Here is a 17282-nt window from a genome sequence, read left to right as displayed (position 1 = left end):
GTCAGCTGTCAAGGCTGGACGCCCTTCCCAAGCGCAAAAATCTCGCGCCAATGTCATTTTTCCAACTGCGCCAGCCGATCGATCAGCTCGCCCGTCGGGTCCGTACCGAGGCAGTCTATCACGATCCGCTCCGGCATCGCGCGCAGCCAGGTGATCTGGCGCTTGGCCAGCTGGCGGGTGGCGATGATGCCCAGTTCGCGCAGTTCGGCGCGACTGATGCTGCCGTCGAGGTAGTCCCAGGTCTGGCGGTAGCCGACGCAGCGCATCGAGGGCAGATTGGGTGTCAGGTCGCCGCGTGCGCGCAGGCGCGCCACTTCGGCCACCAGGCCCTCGTCGTCGCGCTCGCCCAGCATCTGGTCGAAACGCTGCGCGATGCGCTTGTGCAGCACGGCGCGGTCCGAGGGTTCCAGCGCGAACGACACCAGCTCGAAGGGCAGCTCGGGCTTTGCGCGCAGCCCAAGCAGCTCGGACATCGGTTTGCCCGTGAGCTGGATGATCTCGAGCGCGCGGTTGATGCGCTGGGCGTCGTTTGGTTTCAGGCGCTCGGCCGTGACCGGGTCGAGCGTGCTGAGTTTCGCGTGCATGGCGGGCCAGCCGACGCGCGCGGCGTCCTCTTCGATGGCGGCGCGCACCGCCTGGTCGGCGGTCGGCAGCTCGTCCAGGCTGTCGGTAAGGCCTTTGAAATACATCATCGTGCCGCCCACCAGCAACGGCAGCGCGCCACGCGCGTTGATCTCGCCCACCAGGCGGATCGCATCCTCGCGGAACTGCATCACCGAATAGGCGTCGAGCGGGTCGATGATGTCGATCAGGTGGTGCGGCACGCTCGCCAGTTCCTCGGCAGATGGCTTGGCGGTGCCGATGTCCATGCCGCGGTAGACCAGGGCCGAATCGACCGAGATGATCTCGACCGGGCGCGTTTGCGCGATCGCCAGCGCGGCCGCGGTCTTGCCGGACGCGGTCGGGCCCATGATGGCCACGGCCATCGGCTTCTTGCTGCTCTTATCCATCACTGACCGCGCAGGAAGAGTTTGTCGAGCGCCGAAATCTCGAGCTGGACCCAGGTCGGCCGGCCGTGGTTGCATTGGTCGGAGCGTTCCGTGATTTCCATCTGGCGCAGCAGGGCGTTCATCTCCTGGTTCGACAGGATGCGGTTGGCACGCACGGCCGTGTGGCAGGCGAGGGTGCCGAGCAGTTCGTTGCGGCGCTCGATCAGCACGCGCGAGCCGCCGTATTCGCGCACGTCGCGCAGCACGTCGCGCGCCAGGGTCTGCGCGTCGGCGTTCTTCAGCAGCGTCGGCACGGTGCGCACGGCCAGGGTGGTGGGCGACAGCGCGGCGATGTCGAAGCCGAGCGTCTTCAGGGTCTCCTGGTGGTCCTGGGCGGTGGCCACTTCGATGGCGTCGGCGTAGAAGGTCACCGGGATCAGGAGCTGTTGCACCTGCAGTTCTTCACCGTCGGCGCGCGCGTCCAGGGCGTTCTTGATCTGCTCGTACAGGATGCGCTCGTGGGCCGCATGCATGTCGACCAGCACCAGGCCCTTGGTGTTCTGGGCCAGGATGTAGATGCCGTGCAGCTGGGCCAGCGCGAAGCCGAGCGGGAAGTCCTCGTTCGACAGCGGGCGCTCGGAAGCGGACAGGGGAACACCCACCGGCGCCTCCGCCTTGGCGGGCGCGTTGGAGGCGAACAGGGCGCCATAGGCTTCGGTACGCTGGGCCACGCCGCCGGTAGTGGGCTGCGGCCGCGGATCGTCCCAGCGGCTGCCCGGCGCGAACGGCGAAGGCGAGAAGCTCGGCGCCAGCTGCGCGCCGAAGGAGGTCTGTTCGTGCGGGCGCGGCGCCCACACCGGCGTGCCGCTCGGCCTGACTTCGGCGGCCGAGATTGGCGCCGGGGCGCTGCCGTGCGCGGTGGCCGAGGTCTGGGCCAGCGTGCGCTGCACCGCGTGGAACACGAACTGGTGCACCGCGCGGCTGTCGCGGAAGCGCACCTCGATCTTGGACGGGTGGACGTTGACGTCGACCAGCGCCGGGTCGAGGTCGAGCGACAGCACGTAGCAGGGGAAGCGGTCGCCGTGCAGTACGTCCTGGTAGGCCGCGCGCACCGCGTGCACCAGCAGCTTGTCGCGCACGAAGCGCCCGTTCACGTAGAAGAACTGGCCGTCGGCGCGCGCCTTGGAGGCGGTCGGCAGGCCGACGTAGCCGTGCAGGCGCAAGGGGCCCGCCGCTTCGTCCAGCGCCAGGCGCGCTTCGCCGAACTCGTTGCCGAGGATCTGGGCGCTGCGCTTGGCCGCCTCGCTCACGTTCCAGTGGTCGATGGTGCGGCCGTTGTGCGTCAGGCTGAAGGACACGTCCGGACGCGACAGCGCGATGCGGCGCACGACTTCGGCGCAGTGGCCGTACTCGGTCTGTTCGGACTTCAGGAACTTGCGCCGCGCCGGGGTATTGAAGTACAGGTCCTGCACGTCGATGGTGGTGCCGAAGGCGCCGGACGAGGGGGCCACGGTGCCCTCGTGCGAGCCGACGATTTCATAGGCGTGCGGCGCGTTCGGCGTGCGCGAGGTGATGCGCACCGCGGCCACCGAGGCGATCGAGGCCAGCGCTTCGCCGCGAAAGCCCAGGGTGCCGACGTGTTCCAGGTCGTGCAGCGAGGCGATCTTGGAGGTGGCGTGGCGCGCCAGGGCCAGCGGCAGCTGCTCCGGCTCGATGCCGCGGCCGTTGTCGGTGATGGCGATGCGCTTGACCCCGCCTTCTTCCAACCGCACGGTGATCTGGGTCGCGCCCGCATCGAGCGCGTTTTCCAGCAGTTCCTTGACCACGGCGGAAGGTCGTTCGACGACCTCGCCTGCGGCGATCTGGGAGATCAGCTGGTCGGGGAGCTGCTGGATGGGGCGATGGGTGTTCACTGGGGCGTTCATCCGGCGATTATAGCTCGCCCCGCGGGTGCCAAATCGTGCCTGTCGCTAGAGATTGTGGATCGACCGCGTCATGGCTGGCTGTCTCCCCAAGGCGAGAAGCAGTCGTAGGTGTGGTGCCGCAGGATACGCCCGTCGCGAAACTGGAAGAACTGCGCGAAGCGCGCCTGCATGCCGTCGCCTGCCTTCAGGCCGAGCGGCGGCGCGTCGACCGCCAGCGTGGCGCTCCAGCTGGCCTCGAGCGCCAGCCTGTCGCCGTTGGCTACGCTGTTGTCGATCACAAGGCGCTGCGTGGCGAGTAGCGCCTTGCCGCGCCGCGCCGCTTCCACCAGCGCGGCCCTGTCGCGCCGTGCTCCTCCAGGCAGCAGGCGGTTCGGGTGTTCGACCTGCTCGGCGTCCTCATGGTAGGCCGCCTCGATGGCGGCCAGCTCACCCTGCTCGATGGCGGCGAACAGGCGCCGCACGATCTCGATAGACATGTTATCCTCCGATTGCACAACTATGGTTGTGTATACTGACAGAGAGGAGGCTTCTTGCCAATACCCCCATCCCAGCCGCCAAGCGATCTTGCTTCGCTCGACCTCGGCACGCTCGCCTTCATTGCAGGCACCGGCTTCAACCACACGGTCACTGCGCGCTTGCGCGCCGCCGGCTATCCCGAAGTGCGCCAGGCATTCGGCTACGTCGTCCAGCACCTGCTGTCAGGACCGAAGAGCGCCACCCAGCTGGCGAATCTGATGGGGATCAGCCAGCAGGCGGCCACCAAGCGGCTGCAAGAGATGCTGGGCCTGGGCTTGCTGGAAGAGGTCGCCGGCGAGGACGCGCGGCGCCGCATGGTAGTTCTAAGCGCACGCGGCTGGAGCATGGTGGAAACCACGCGCGCCCTGCGTGAACAGGTAGCGGCGGAAGTACTGGCGAGTCTGCCGCCGGCCGAGGTGGGCGTGGCGCGGCGCGTATTGGCGGAGGTAGTGCACCGACTTGGGATCGAGCCGGCGGTGCGCGCGCGCCGCCTGCGCGAAGCGGATTAGAAGGGACTCAAGGCTTCTGTTCGCGTACCGGAATCGGCGCACTGCACAGGTCGATCTTCCCGGCCGAGAACTTGTTCCACGGGCCGCCGCGGTTGCGCTGGGCGTCAATGACGGCCTGGTAGGTGGCGCTGTCGGTGCGCATCACTTCCAGCTTGCTGCGCTCGGCTTCGGGCACGTCGGCCGCCATCCGCACCAGTTTCAAGGGCATGCGCTGTTCCGGCTTCTCGTAGAAGCCCAGGGCGCCGGTGCCGCGCGGCTGCACCGAGAGCAGGGACATGCCGGACACGACCCGACCGACCACGGTGATGTTGCGGTCCAGCTGGCGCGGCGCGTGGCCGATGACCGTGTAGAGCTGCGAGCCGTTGCCGGTGTCGGCATCGGTGTCGCGCGCCACGCCGATCATGGCGTAGCAGTGCACCAGCCAGGCCTGGCCACTGGCCGGGTCGCGCGCGGCCGGGAAGCCGTTCACGTGGCCGACCTGGGGCGCATACACGTCGCCATCCTTCAGGCGGGTGAAGGTGCCGGCCGACTTGATCGGCGCGGTGAACTCGGCCTTCACCGTTTTGGCGGCCTTGAAGGCTTTCGGTTTTTCCTCGTCCGGGTCGCCCCACTGCACCACGAAGCTTTCCTGCGAGCGGATGATGAACAGGCCGTCGAAGTAGTTTTCGCGTACCAGCGCGCGGATGTTGGCGGCCGTGTTCGGCGCAAACGCGGGCGCCAGCTCGATCACCACGCGCCCGGTCGGCAGGTCCATGTAGAGCGTGTTTTCCGGGTCGAGCGCGCGCCAGTCGGCGGGTTTGGAAGCCTTGACCACGTCGGCCACCGTGGCCCTGGGCGGCAGTTCCTTCGTGGCCGGGGCGGCCTGGCTGCCGGCGGCGGCCAGCGCACCCGCGGTCAGGGCAAGGCGAAGGGCGGTGGACATCGTGCTCATGCGGTCTCCTGATGGTTTGTTATCCGGTCGATTGTGCTGGAATGTGGTCAAAACGTAAAGCTCATCACAGCGCACATATCCTCCGAATGCCAGTGCCTGCCGGTCGGTCCCAGAGCGGGAGATGGTATGATGCAAGGCTACCTTCTAGGAAAATTATGGATCTGATGCAATTATTCGACATGGTCCTGCATGTCGATAAGACGCTGGGCACGCTGCTGGCCCAGTACGGCACTTACGTCTACATCGTGCTGTTTGCGATCGTGTTTTGCGAAACCGGCCTGGTGCTCCTGTTTTTCTTCCCCGGCGACACCTTGCTATTCATTGCCGGCGCCTTCTGCGCCACCGGCCAGATGAACTATCCGCTCCTGATGGCGCTGCTCATTACGGCGGCGGTCACGGGCAATACCCTGAATTACTACATCGGGCAGGCCATCGGGCACCGGGTGTTCACGCACAACTACCGCTGGATCAACAAGGATGCGCTGCAGCGCACCCACGACTTCTTCGAAAAGCACGGCGGCAAGACCATCATCCTGGCCCGCTTCGTGCCGGTGGTGCGCACCTTCGCGCCTTTCGTGGCCGGCGTGTCGGAAATGACGCATGCGCGCTTCCAGATGTTCAACGTGACCGGCGCCGTGCTGTGGGTGGCCAGCCTGGTCACGGCGGGTTTCTTCTTCGGCGGCATCCCGATCATCAAGGACCACCTGACCGAGATCGTGCTGGTGGGCGTCTCGGCGGCGATCGTGCCGCTGGCGATCGGCGGCCTGTACAAGTTCGGCCGCCGTGTGTTGAGCCGATAACAGGCATTGCCATCCTTGCAGCGCCCCGATATTTTCGGGGCGTTGTTGTTTCAGCGCACTCAAGTTTACGCCGCTTATTGCCGATAAGCATGAGGACAGACTCATTCCTGGATTCTCATGCGCCACCTCATCGCCCTGTTAGCTTGCAGCCTTGTCATGGCCTCGGCAAGCGCGCGCGACTCCGCTCCCCACGCTGCCAAGCCGGCCGACGGCAAGACCGCGAACGTCAAGGCCATCCTCGAAGGCAAGGCCAACGCGTCGGTGAAGCCGGACATCAAGGCCCTGGCCGCGCAGGCCGACGCGCGTCCGGCCAAGCCCGAGCCCGCAAAAGCGGCTGCGCCGGCCGCCGCCGACGAGGAGCAGTCGGAAGTCGACCTATCGGTGCGCATCGCCGAGCGCCTGGCCCAGCTGCGCGAGCAGCAGGCCACGCGCGCCGCCGCGGCCGCCAAGGCGAAGAAAGCTGCGGACGCCAAACGCCGCAAGGAAGCCGAGGCCGCGATCGCCGCCGCCAACAAGCCGAAGAACGGCACCCACTGGTCTTACGAGGGCGAGTACGGCCCGGCCAACTGGTCCAACATCAATTCGAGCTGGGCCAAGTGCAGCACCGGCAAGCGCCAGTCGCCGATCGACCTGCGCGACGGCATGAAGGTCGACCTCGAACAGATCGCCTTCGACTACCGTCCCACCTCCTTCAGCGAGATCGACAACGGCCACACGATCCAGGTGACGGTCGGCGGCGGCAACTTCCTCACGGTCGGCAACCAGGCCTACGAGCTGCAGCAGTTCCATTTCCACCGCCCGTCGGAAGAGCGAATCAACGGCCGCGGCACCGAGATGGTGATCCACTTCGTGCATCGCAGCTTCGAAGGCAAGCTGCTGGTGCTGGCCGTGCTGCTCGAGCGCGGCAAGGCCAACCCGCTGATCCAGACCGTGTGGAACCACCTGCCGCTGGAAAAGCAGCAGACCGTGTCGCCCTCGATCGTGCTCGACCCGAACGAAGGACTGCCGGAAAAGCGCGAATACTTTACCTATATGGGCTCGCTGACCGAACCGCCCTGCACGGAGGATGTGCTGTGGATCGTCATGAAGCAGCCGATGCAGGCGTCGCCGGCGCAGATGGCGCTGTTCTCGCGTTTGTATCCGCTGAATGCGCGGCCGGTACAGCCGAGTAATGGCAGGATGATCAAGGAGTCGAACTGACGGTTGTTGCGTCAGTTGTAGGGTGGGCGGATTTCCGCCCACGCGGTGATAGCTAGGATTTGAGCAGTCGTACGGGCTGCATCGCCGTGATTTGAACGCGTGGGCGGGAGACCCGCCCACCCTACGATTTGCAGACTTTGTAGGTCCCGGTCCAGGCCTGCCCTGCATCGAGCGTGCAGGGATCAAGCAGCGCCGGCTCGATGCACACGAAGCGCTTGTACTCGTCGTTCTCCATGTCCGCCAGCGCCGCCGCATCCACCGCGCCCGGGTTCCACACCACCGCATCCAGGAAGCCGCTCTGCTCCAGCACCAGAGTGCCGGTGCTGGTCGTCATCTGGGCGCGTCCCGTCACATGCTGGTAGACCTCGTCGAGCTTGTCGATGACCGAGATCTCGTCAGAGGAAATGCCCTCGATGCGCACTTCGCATACGTCCGGCACCAGGTGGTAGGTGTGCAGCGCCGCCGAGAAGGGGAAGGGCGCCGCGCCCAGGTTGCGCACGGTGAGCGTCATCGTCAGTTCGTTGGCGCGCACCGCCACCCGCAGCGACAGGGCGAAGGTGTGCGGCCAAGCGTCGGCGATGGTAGTGGGCAGGTCGCCCGCGGCCAGGTCGAAGCAGGCCCAGGCCGCGCCGTCTTCCAGGCCGCTGTCTTCCAGGCGCCAGGTGCTCACGCGCGCGAAGCCATGGCGCATGCCTTTGCCGCGTTCGGCGAACTGGGGGAAGATCACCGGGACACCGCCGCGGATGGCCTTGCTCCCATCCAGCGCCGATTTGGCGCTTACGAACATGCGCTCGCGCCCGTCCGCCCCCTTCCACGACACCAGGTGCGCCCCGTACAGGGTGATGGTGGCTTCGGCGCCGTCCGGCGCGCTCAGGTGGATCGCGGGCAGCTGCCCGAAGGTGGTATGGGTGGCGAGGGTCATGGTAAAGAGGGTCAGGTCAGGCGGCTCTTGGCCATCGGCGGGTTGTCGGCGAAGTAGCGCTTGATGCCCTTGGTGATGGCATCGGCCAGCTGGTTCTGGTAGCCGTCGTCGCGCAGCTTGGCTTCTTCCTCGGGGTTGGAGATGAATGCAGTTTCCACCAGAATCGAAGGAATGTCAGGCGCCTTCAGCACTGCGAAGCCGGCCTGTTCGACCGCGTTCTTGTGCAGGCGGTTGATGCCGCCGATCTCGGTGAGCACGGCCTTGCCGAGCTTCAGGCTGTCGTTGATCTGGGCCGTGGTTGACAGGTCGAACAGCACGCTCGCGATCTGCTTGTCCTGCACCGCGAAGTTGGCGCCGCCGATCAGGTCGGCCTTGTTCTGGTCGTTCGCCAGCCAGCGCGCCGCGCTCGAGCTGGCGCCTTTTTCGGACAGCACGAACACCGAGGAGCCGCGCGCCGTCGGCGAGACAAAGGCGTCCGCATGGATCGACACGAACAGGTCGGCCTGCACCTTGCGCGCCTTCTGCACGCGCTGGCCGAGCGGCACGAAGTAGTCGCCGTCGCGGGTCAGCATCACGCGGGTGTTCGGCAGCTGCTCGAGCTTGTCCTTGAGGCGCTTGGCCACGGCCAGCACGATGTCCTTCTCGCGCGCGCCGGTGGCGCCGATCGCGCCGGGGTCTTCGCCGCCATGGCCCGGGTCGAGCGCGATGGTCACCATGCGCACCACCTTCTGGGAGGGCTGCTTCACGCCCTTGGACGGCGTCGGCTGCACCGGCTGCGGCGGCGGGGTGCCGTTCAGGGCCGACATCTCGGATTCGAGCTTGGCGATCGCGTCGGGCGCGACCTCGGTCTGGGCCGGCGGCGTGGCCGGCAGCGGCGAAGCCGGGTTGGCGCTGTCGGCCGCGGCCGCGCCATCGAGCTTCCAGTCGCCTTTTTCGATCATGGCGGCGATCGGGTCGACCGGCTTGGTCGGATACAGGTCGAAGATCAGGCGGTGCTGGTAGCCGGCCACCGGGGCCAGGGTGAACACCTGCGGCTTGACGTCTTCCTTCAGGTCGAACACCAGGCGCACCACGTTCGGACGGTTCTGGCCGACCCGCACCTGCTTGATGTAGGGGTCGTTCGGCTCGACCTTGGCGACCAGGCTCTTGAGGGTGTTGTTCAGGCCCAGGCCGTCGATGTCCACCACCAGGCGCGGCGGGTCGGGCACGAGGAAGTGCTGGGCCTTGAGGTCGCTGTCGTTCTCCAGCGTGACGCGGGTATAGTCGGGCGCGGGCCAGACACGGACGGCCAGGATCTGCGCCGCGCTGGCCGGCAGCGGGGCGATGACGGACAGCAGCAGCGTGCCGCCGGCCTTGAGCAGGGTGCGGCGCCGCGGCGAGCCGGGAATCAGGGGATCTAGGGGGTGTAGGCGAGACGGTCGAGGCATAGCAGGCCTAATTGGGACAACGCCTGCAATTCTACCTCACGGCCGAGACCGCTGACTTCCAGCAATACGCGGACGTCGGGTGGCGGCAACACCGGGTCGCCTTTTTCGGGCCATTCGACGATGCAGATGTTCCTGCCGTCGAAATCCTCGCGGAAGCCCGCATCCAGGAATTCCTCCGGACTGGACATCCGGTACAGGTCATAGTGGATGATGTTGACGGACTGGCCATCGACCTGCACGCGGTAGGGCTCCGACAGGGTATAGGTCGGGCTCTTGACCGTGCCCTTGTGCCCGGCCGCCTGGATCAGGGCGCGCGTGAGCGCCGTCTTGCCCGCCCCGAGGTCGCCGTGCAGGTAGATCACCAGGCCCGGCTGGAGGGCACGGGCCAGGGCCTGGCCGAGGGCGGCGGTGGCGGATTCGTCGGGCAAGTAGGCTTTGAAGGGCTGCATCGAATAAAATACGAGGTTGTTCCGCGCGTTCCCGCGCCGTGTTGTTCAATCCTGCCATGTTGACATCCCCACCCGACCTGCACGAGCTAGCCCGCACCATCAAGACCTGGGGCGCGGAGCTCGGTTTTGCCGACGTGCGCATCGCGGACGTCGACCTGGCGCATGCGGAAGAGGGCCTGCAGGCCTGGCTGGATGCCGGTTGCCATGGCGAGATGGATTATATGGCAAGCCACGGCATGAAGCGTGCGCGGCCCGGCGAACTGGTGCCGGGCACGGTGCGCGCGATCGTGGCGCGCATGGACTACCTGCCCATGAGCCGCGCCGCAGACTGGCGCGAGCAGGAACACGCGCGCCAGCGCGAATCCGGCGCCGCCGTCGTCTCGGTGTACGCCCGGGGACGCGACTACCACAAGGTGCTGCGCAACCGCCTGCAGGCGCTGGCCGAACGGGTCAAGGCGGCAGTGGGCGAACTCGGCTACCGCGTGTTTACCGACTCGGCGCCGGTGATGGAACTGCCGCTGGCGGAAAAAGCCGGGCTGGGCTGGCGCGGCAAGCACACCCTGCTGCTGTCGCGCGCGGCCGGCTCCACCTTCTTCATCGGCGAAATCCTGGTCGACCTGCCGCTGCCCGTCGATCCGCCCACGGGCGCGCATTGCGGGCAGTGCCAGGCCTGCATCGAAGTCTGCCCGACCCAGGCCATCCTCGGCCCCGGCCGGCTGGATGCGCGGCGCTGCATTTCCTATTTGACCATTGAACTGAAAGGCAGCATCCCGGAAGAACTGCGTCCCCTGATCGGCAACCGGATCTACGGCTGCGACGATTGCCAGCTGGCCTGCCCGTGGAACAAGTTCGCGCAGCGGGCCAGCCTGCCCGACTTCGACGAGAGGAATGGCCTGGGCGAGGCAAGCCTGGTCGAACTGTTCGGGTGGGAAGAGGAAGAATTCAATCGCCGGATGGAAGGCAGTCCGATCCGGCGTATCGGCCACGAGCGCTGGCTGCGCAACCTGGCCGTGGGGCTGGGCAATGCCGCCGCCAGCGACGCGTTCAAGGGAGAGGCGACGATCCTTGCCGCCCTGCGCGCGCGCGCCGAACACCCGTCAAGCCTGGTGCGCGAGCATGTGGCCTGGGCGCTGGCGCGCCATGCGCATTAAAGCTGAACCTTCACTCGATACGCTTGAGGCGCAGGGCTGACCAGTCGCCGTCGATCGAAATCATCGCCACCGCCGTGATGCCGTTTTCCTTGGCATAGGCATTGATGGAATCGCGGTTGATGTCGGTCGCTTTCGAAGCGGTCTGCTTCAGGTAGGCAATCCACAGCGAACCCTTTTCTCCCAGCCGCTCCTTGGCGAGCGGCAGGTATTGCTCGAGCTCCTTGCGGTTGAGCGCGAACATCATGATCACGTCGAAGGGGCCATCGCCTTCCTTGACCAGGTTGGGCGGCATTTGCGCCGTCACACCCGGATTGGCCTGTCCATTAAGGATCAGCATCGATTTCGCCGTCCTCAGGAACATCTTGTCTGCAACTGTTTTTTCGCTCATGAGAATTCCTAAATGCAATAGCTCCGCGAGCGACGCACGATGCGGCGTCGCGGTGCGTTCCGGTTCATTTTACAAGGCTTCCTTCAAATCGCAGGGACGCTTGCCGTGTGCAAAAAGAGGAGAACAGAGGGCAATTGAGGGCAGACGAAACAGTTGCAAGACGTAGGGTGGGCAGGTTTTCCTGCCCACGCGGTTGCGCTGTTGTTACTTCAACAGTCCTGCCAATTCCACCGCCGTCTTGACGTGCATCTTGTCGAAGATATGGGCCCGGTGCACTTCCACCGTCCGCATGCTGATGCCGAGCTTGTCGGCCACGACCTTGTTCATCATGCCGGCCAGGATCAGGTCCAGCACTTCGCGCTCGCGCGCCGACAGGGTCGCCAGGCGCGCCTGCACCACGGCCGCTTCCGCCGCCTTGCGCGATGCGCCCAGGGCTTCGTCAACGCGGTCCATCAGCACGTTGTCGTTGAAGGGTTTCTCGAAGAAGTCGAAGGCGCCGCGCTTGAGCGAATCGACGGCCATCGGCACGTCGCCGTGGCCGGTCAGGAAGATCACGGGCAGGCGCGCGATCAGGCCATTTTTGACCAATTGGTCAAATACCGCGACGCCATTCATGCCGGGCATGCGCACGTCCAGCAGCACGCAGTCGCCCCCGGTGCCCAGCGCCCCGGCGGCGCCGATCGCTTCGAGGAAGGCTTCGCCGCTGGCGTAGCCGCGCGCTTCCAGGCCGCGCGACTGCGCCAGCCAGGCAAGGGCGTCGCGGATGACGTCTTCATCGTCGACGATGTGCAGCATGTGGGTGTCTCCTGCGTTTCTCGTTATATGATGCGCGGCCGGGCCGCAGGCGGATTTTAGCCCAGCGCCCGGCTCGCCGCTTGCGCCGGCAGCGCGAAGGTGAAGATCGTGCCGCCTTCCGGGTTCGGCGCATGGGTCAGCGTCCCGCCGTGGAACTCGATCGCGGTGCGGCAGATCGACAGGCCCATGCCCATCCCCTCGGCCTTGGTCGAGTAGAAGGGCGAGAACAGGCCGGCCGCCACTTCCGGCGCAATGCCATGGCCGCGGTCGATCACCGACACCGCCACCTTGCCGTCCTCCTGAAAAGCCGCAATGCGCAGCAGACGCTGATCCGGCGCCGTATCGTGCATGGCTTCGATCGCATTGCGCGTCAGGTTGAGCAGCACCTGTTCCAGCATCACGCGGTCCGCTTCCACCTGCGGCAGCAGCGAGGGCAGTTCCACGCGCAGGGTCACGCCGGCCTGGCGCGCCTGCAGCTCGACCAGGGCGCGCACGCCGTCGACCACGCTGCGGATCGTGACCGGCTCGCGCCGCGGCTCGCGTTTCTTGACGAACTCGTGGATGCTGCGGATGATCTGGCCGGCGCGCTGGGCCTGCTGGCGCGCCTGTTCCAGCGCATGGCGCAGCATGCCCGCATTGACCGGCTCGCCCGCCTGATTCGTACGCTCCAGCACGTTGAGGGCGCCGGCCGTGTAGCTCGAGATCGCCGCCAGCGGCTGGTTTAGCTCGTGCGCCAGCATCGAGGACATCTCGCCCATGGTCGCCAGGCGCGCGCTGGTTTCCAGCTTTTCCTGCTGCTGGCGGTTGAGTTCTTCGGCACGCTTGCGGTCGGTGATGTCCTGGACCGAACTCATCCACCCGGTCTGGCGCCCGTCGGCATCGACCAGCGGCGCCTCATAGACCAGCACCGGCACCCGGGTGCCGTCGGGCCGCTGGAACACGGTTTCGAACTGGGGCGTGATGGTTCCCGCCAGCACGCCGCGGAAGCGCTCCTCGTACTCGAGCATGACTTCCGGCGCCCAGTAGGGCATGGGCGGCTTCTTGCCCACCAGTTCTTCGAGCGGGAGGCCGACGATCTCGCAGAAGGCGCGGTTGACGTAGGTGACGCGCCCTTCCAGGTCGCGCGCGCGCAGGCCCGTGATCAGGGAATTTTCCATTGCGGTGCGAAAGGCCATCTGTTGGCGTAGCGCGCGCTCGGCCGCCAGCGTGCGCGAGATGTGACGCCACAGCGAGGCCAGGCTCAGCACCAGGCCGAGGGCCAGCACGATCACCGAGCCCACCAGCAGGTTGGGTAGCAGCTTCGGCGCGCCCTTGACGCTGTCGGTGGAGAGCACCACCAGGGCGCCGGGCAGGTCGAGCTCGCGCCGGTGGGTGTACACGCCGCGTCCCGGGCCGCCGGCCGCGCGGCGGGCGACGGGGCGCTCGTCGCGGTCGAGCAGGGTCAATGCATTGTCCTGGGCGAACCACCAAGGCACGGTCTCGTCGAGCAGGACCTGCAGGCTGTAGGTGGCGACCAGACTGCCAGCCAAGGTCTTGCTGGACCCGCCGTTGGCGTACAGCGGCAGGTAGTAGTCGATCAGGCCGGAGGTAGCCGGGGTGGCGCCGTAGGCTTCGCCATAGCGCCCGCGCCTGGAAGGCACGGCCACGCTGGCCGCCAGCCGGGTCGGCGCGGGCAGGGCGGCGGGCGGCTCCAGGCCGTGGCTGGCCAGCACGTCGCCATCCGGGCCGTACCAGACGATGCGCACCAGCTCGTGGCCGTTGTTGAACATCTGCTGGAAGCGCGCCTGCAGTACCTGGGGCGAGGGCGGGCGGGTGACCAGGTCGGTGCCGAGGCCGGCCAGCGCTTCTTCGCTGCGCGCCAGCTCGAAACGCAGGGTCTGCTCGACCCACAGCGTATCGGCGATCAGTTGTTCCTGGCGCTCGGTGGCTTCCATCTGGCGCGCCTGCCACGGCAGCCAGATCAGGACGGCCAGGAACAGCAGCACCAGCAGCACCGGCACCAGCCAGCGCCAGGAGCGCGCACGCTCGGTGGCGCCCAGCGGGTCGGGCTGCTGGGTGAACGGAAATTTCATCAAGACTCCGGTTTTCGTTACACTGTCGGGCTATTGTGGAAGTCCACGATGGCAGGGCGGCGGTATGCCGCGCAGACTGGGCCCACCCATCATATTCCCATCGCGATCAGGATGAACCGAAGCGCCCCCTACCTCAAGCTGCTGACCACCGTATTGCTGGCCTGCGCCGCCACTGCTACCGGTGCTGCCAGGGCGCAGGCGCCGATCGTCATCAAGTTCAGCCACGTGGTCGCGCCGGACACCCCGAAAGGGCGCGCGGCCGAGCGCTTCAAGCTGCTGGCCGAGCAGATGACCGGCGGACGGGTGAAGGTGGAAGTCTACCCGAACAGCCAGCTCTACAGGGACCGCGAAGAGCTCGAAGCCCTGCAGCTGGGCGCGGTGCAGATGCTGGCGCCCTCGCTCGCCAAGTTCTCGCCGCTGGGCGTGAAGGAATTCGAAGCCTTCGACCTGCCTTACATCTTCCCGTCCAAGGAGGCGCTGTATGCGGTGACCGAGGGCCGCATCGGGCGCGGCCTGCTGCGCAAGCTCGAATCGAAGGGCATCACCGGCCTGGCCTATTGGGACAATGGCTTCAAGGTGATGTCGGCCAACAAGCCGCTGCTGGCGCCTGGCGACTTCCGCGGCCTGCGCATGCGCATCCAGGCCTCCCGGGTGCTGGACGCGCAGATGCGCGCGCTCGGCGCCCAGCCGGTGGCGCTGGCCTTCTCGGAAACCGCGCCCGCGCTGCGCGACGGGGTGGTGGAGGGCACCGAAAACCCGCCTTCGAACATGTTCACCCAGCGCATGCACGAGTCGCAGAAGCACCTGACGGTGTCGAACCACGGCTACCTGGGCTATGCCGTGATCGTCAACAAGAAGTTCTGGGACGGCCTGCCGGGCGCCGTCCGCAAGCAGCTGGAACGCGCCATGCTGGAAGCCACCGCCTACGAGAAGACCATCGCCCAGCGCACCAACGACGCGGCGTTGGAATCGATCCGGCGCGCCGGCACCACCACCATCCACACGCTCAGCCCGCAGCAGCAGGCCGAATGGCGGCGCGCCATGCAGCCTGTGTATACGCAGATGGAAGACCGGATCGGCAAGGACATCGTCGGGGCGATCCGGCGCGAGGCGAATCGTTAGGCCCCTGCATCACATCCAAATGACATGGGGTAACACAAGTGAGGCGAACGATCATGCGTTTTCTTCATAACTAAAATAATTTTCTGTAATGTGGTCGAAAAGATACGTTTGTGGCAAAAGCTTGCGATATGATGGGGCCTTCTCGCACTGACATGGTGCGTACGCGAACAGAACACACACAGTTTTGGGGAGCATAGATAAAATCACGGTAATCCATACCGGAGACAAATCGAGGAGACACACGTTTTACAGAAGCCGTTAGCACTGCTAAACGGCCGGGGACGTGACCCGAATTGGAGCGCACCTGAGGGTGCGCTTTTTTTTCGCCTGGCGCCTGCCCCGGGACTGGCCGGGCGCCATCCCAGCGGTTAAGATGAGGGGATGAAGAACGACCAAGCCAGCACCTTGTTCAACGCCATTGTCCCTGCGGCATTCGGCGCCATCGGCATCCGTACCAGCGACGGGCGCGTGCGCGAACTGGTCTATTTGCCGCCTTCGTTCGAGGAAAAAGCGGCCGACAACGAGGTCGCCGCACTGGCCGCGCAACAGGTCGCCCAATACCTGCAAGACCCCGATTTCCGCTTCGACCTGCCCCTGGTCGAGGCCGGCACCGAATTCCAGCGCCGCGTCTGGTCCGAGATCTCGTCCATCCCGCGCGGCAGCGTCAAGACCTATGGCCAGCTGGCCAAGCTGATCGCCTCGGCCCCGCGCGCGGTCGGCCAGGCCTGCGGCGCCAACTGGTTCCCCCTCATCGTTCCCTGCCACCGCGTGACCGCATCCGGGGGCCTGGGCGGCTTTTCGAACCAGGACGACGAGAACGGCTTCCACCTTTCGGTCAAGCGCTGGCTGCTGCGCCACGAAGGCGCCACCGCATCTCCATGGCAGCAGCAATCGATCTGGGACTGATCGACGAGTTCTGCGACACCCTCTGGCTGGAACAGGGGCTGGCCAAAAATTCGCTCGACGCCTACCGCCGCGACCTCAAGTTGTTCGCCGGCTGGCTTGCGGCCAAGCGCCCGCAGCGCACCAGCCTGCTGGGAGTCGAGGCTGAAGACATCGCCGCCTATTTCGCCGAGCGCCATGCCGACACCCGGCCCAGCACGGCCAACCGGCGCCTGTCGGTGCTCAAGCGCTTCTACCAGCTGGCGCTGCGCCGCAACCAGATCCCGCACGACCCCTGCCTGCAGATGGCCTCGGCCAAGCAGCCGCTCCGCTTCGTGCATACGCTCACCGAAGCCCAGGTCGAGGCGCTGCTACAGGCGCCGGACGTCTCGACGCCGCTGGGCCTGCGCGAGCGCACGATGCTGGAACTGATGTACGCCAGCGGGCTGCGGGTGTCGGAACTGGTCGCTTTGAAACTTGTCGAAGTGAGCCTGAACGACGGCGTGCTGCGCATCACGGGCAAGGGCAGCAAGACGCGCCTGGTGCCCTTCGGGCAGGAAGCGCGCGCCTGGCTGGAGCGCTACCTGAAGGATGCGCGCGGCATCATCCTCAACGGGCAGATCGACGACGCCCTGTTCGTTACCGGGCGTGGGGGAGCAATGACACGGCAGATGTTCTGGATCCTGATCAAGAAACATGCGAAAAAGGCCGGCATCCAGGGGCCGCTGTCGCCCCACACCCTGCGCCACGCCTTCGCCACCCATCTGCTGAACCACGGCGCCGACCTGCGCGTGGTGCAGCTGCTGCTGGGGCACGCCGACATTTCGACCACACAGATCTATACGCATGTTGCGCGCGAGCGCCTCAAGCACCTGCACGCCCAGCACCACCCGCGGGGTTAATTCAAGCCGCCGCGTCGCCAGTCGGCCATAATGGCACGGCAAACCGCAATATCCCTCCAACCACAGGCAAGAGGTGAACATGGCACGGACGAACTTCCAGTACGAAAAGCGGCAGCGCGAACTCGAGAAGAAGCGCAAGGCGGAAGAAAAGGCGCGGCGCAAGCAGGAAGCCAAGCGCGAAGGGGGCGAAGGCGGGCCCGCCGGCGAGGTCCAGGACACGGACCCGTCCCAGGAACCGGCCGCCCAGGACGCCTGAACGCGTCCCGCGCAGCCTGAAGAATTCATCGCGCTCAGGCTCCGTC

At 66.3% G+C, this 17282-nt stretch carries 18 protein-coding genes; 8 read left to right on the top strand and 10 right to left on the bottom strand.

The genetic code is table 11. The features are described 5' to 3' along the window. Window positions 1-53: 53 nt before the first annotated feature. The 3 genes from miaA to LK542_RS13570 form a co-directional block, all read right to left on the bottom strand. Window positions 54-1010: a tRNA (adenosine(37)-N6)-dimethylallyltransferase MiaA gene (gene miaA, locus LK542_RS13580; protein WP_227812309.1), complete on the bottom strand. Its 957-nt coding sequence runs from the start codon at window positions 1008-1010 to the stop codon at window positions 54-56. Beyond that, a complete protein-coding gene (gene mutL / locus LK542_RS13575; RefSeq protein ID WP_227812308.1) occupies window positions 1010-2914 on the bottom strand; it encodes a DNA mismatch repair endonuclease MutL in 1905 nt (634 codons plus the stop codon). Before mutL ends, miaA begins: the two co-directional genes overlap by 1 nt. 68 nt (window positions 2915-2982) lie before the next feature. Further along, the gene (locus tag LK542_RS13570) at window positions 2983-3390 is read right to left on the bottom strand and encodes a nuclear transport factor 2 family protein (protein ID WP_227812307.1); all 408 of its coding nucleotides are present in this window, start codon (window positions 3388-3390) and stop codon (window positions 2983-2985) included. 54 nt (window positions 3391-3444) lie between these two features. On the opposite strand from LK542_RS13570, the gene LK542_RS13565 reads away from it, so the two are divergent. Next, window positions 3445-3939 carry a MarR family winged helix-turn-helix transcriptional regulator gene (locus LK542_RS13565; protein ID WP_227799730.1) on the top strand — a complete coding sequence of 165 codons (495 nt, stop codon included), beginning with the start codon at window positions 3445-3447 and terminating at the stop codon, window positions 3937-3939. Between the two features lie 7 nt (window positions 3940-3946). Here LK542_RS13565 and LK542_RS13560 read toward each other — a convergent pair whose 3' ends face one another. Next, on the bottom strand, window positions 3947-4870 hold the full coding sequence (locus tag LK542_RS13560; protein ID WP_227812306.1) for a peptidylprolyl isomerase: 924 nt from the start codon (window positions 4868-4870) through the stop codon (window positions 3947-3949). 155 nt (window positions 4871-5025) lie between these two features. Here LK542_RS13560 and LK542_RS13555 point away from each other — a divergent pair, with 155 nt between their 5' ends. Beyond that, a complete protein-coding gene (locus LK542_RS13555) occupies window positions 5026-5670 on the top strand; it encodes a VTT domain-containing protein (protein WP_227799728.1) in 645 nt (214 codons plus the stop codon). 156 nt (window positions 5671-5826) lie between these two features. Then, window positions 5827-6870: a carbonic anhydrase family protein gene (locus LK542_RS13550; protein WP_307728970.1), complete on the top strand. Its 1044-nt coding sequence runs from the start codon at window positions 5827-5829 to the stop codon at window positions 6868-6870. Between the two features lie 121 nt (window positions 6871-6991). Here the strand turns inward: LK542_RS13550 and LK542_RS13545 are convergent, their stop codons facing one another. From LK542_RS13545 to tsaE, 3 genes are read right to left on the bottom strand one after another with little or no spacing between them, the layout of a single operon-like run. Further along, on the bottom strand, window positions 6992-7792 hold the full coding sequence (locus LK542_RS13545) for a D-hexose-6-phosphate mutarotase (RefSeq protein ID WP_227812304.1): 801 nt from the start codon (window positions 7790-7792) through the stop codon (window positions 6992-6994). An 11-nt stretch (window positions 7793-7803) separates the two neighbouring features. Beyond that, window positions 7804-9219, bottom strand: coding sequence for an N-acetylmuramoyl-L-alanine amidase (locus LK542_RS13540; protein ID WP_227812303.1), 1416 nt, complete (start codon window positions 9217-9219; stop codon window positions 7804-7806). Further along, window positions 9189-9668: a tRNA (adenosine(37)-N6)-threonylcarbamoyltransferase complex ATPase subunit type 1 TsaE gene (tsaE, locus tag LK542_RS13535; RefSeq protein WP_227799724.1), complete on the bottom strand. Its 480-nt coding sequence runs from the start codon at window positions 9666-9668 to the stop codon at window positions 9189-9191. Before tsaE ends, LK542_RS13540 begins: the two co-directional genes overlap by 31 nt. A gap of 56 nt (window positions 9669-9724) precedes the next feature. Between tsaE and queG the strand changes: the two genes are divergently transcribed. Continuing rightward, window positions 9725-10819, top strand: coding sequence for a tRNA epoxyqueuosine(34) reductase QueG (queG, locus tag LK542_RS13530; RefSeq protein ID WP_227812302.1), 1095 nt, complete (start codon window positions 9725-9727; stop codon window positions 10817-10819). Between the two features lie 10 nt (window positions 10820-10829). Here queG and LK542_RS13525 read toward each other — a convergent pair whose 3' ends face one another. The 3 genes from LK542_RS13525 to LK542_RS13515 all read right to left on the bottom strand — a co-directional run bounded on the left by LK542_RS13525 (window position 10830) and on the right by LK542_RS13515 (window position 14074). After that, window positions 10830-11156, bottom strand: coding sequence for a DUF3052 family protein (locus tag LK542_RS13525; protein WP_227799722.1), 327 nt, complete (start codon window positions 11154-11156; stop codon window positions 10830-10832). 255 nt (window positions 11157-11411) lie between these two features. Further along, entirely contained in the window at window positions 11412-12002 is a 591-nt protein-coding gene (locus LK542_RS13520) for a response regulator transcription factor (RefSeq protein WP_227799721.1), read from the bottom strand. 56 nt (window positions 12003-12058) lie between these two features. Next, window positions 12059-14074 carry a sensor histidine kinase gene (locus tag LK542_RS13515; protein ID WP_227812301.1) on the bottom strand — a complete coding sequence of 672 codons (2016 nt, stop codon included), beginning with the start codon at window positions 14072-14074 and terminating at the stop codon, window positions 12059-12061. 111 nt (window positions 14075-14185) lie between these two features. On the opposite strand from LK542_RS13515, the gene LK542_RS13510 reads away from it, so the two are divergent. From LK542_RS13510 to LK542_RS13495, 4 genes are all read left to right on the top strand, one after another. After that, window positions 14186-15196, top strand: a complete 1011-nt coding sequence (locus tag LK542_RS13510) for a TRAP transporter substrate-binding protein (RefSeq protein ID WP_227812300.1) — start codon at window positions 14186-14188, stop codon at window positions 15194-15196. Between the two features lie 381 nt (window positions 15197-15577). Beyond that, complete coding sequence (locus LK542_RS13505) at window positions 15578-16102, top strand: methylated-DNA--[protein]-cysteine S-methyltransferase (protein ID WP_227812299.1); 525 nt, start codon at window positions 15578-15580, stop codon at window positions 16100-16102. Next, complete coding sequence (gene xerD / locus LK542_RS13500; protein ID WP_227812298.1) at window positions 16075-16980, top strand: site-specific tyrosine recombinase XerD; 906 nt, start codon at window positions 16075-16077, stop codon at window positions 16978-16980. The genes LK542_RS13505 and xerD overlap by 28 nt, the downstream gene beginning before the upstream one ends. Window positions 16981-17059: 79 nt before the next feature. Next, the gene (locus LK542_RS13495; RefSeq protein ID WP_227812297.1) at window positions 17060-17236 is read left to right on the top strand and encodes a hypothetical protein; all 177 of its coding nucleotides are present in this window, start codon (window positions 17060-17062) and stop codon (window positions 17234-17236) included. The last annotated feature ends 46 nt before the right edge of the window (window positions 17237-17282 follow it).

The sequence above is a fragment of the Massilia sp. IC2-477 genome (genome assembly GCF_020707265.1).
Lineage (GTDB): Bacteria > Pseudomonadota > Gammaproteobacteria > Burkholderiales > Burkholderiaceae_D > Telluria.
This window is presented reverse-complemented; position numbering and strand designations above follow the sequence as displayed.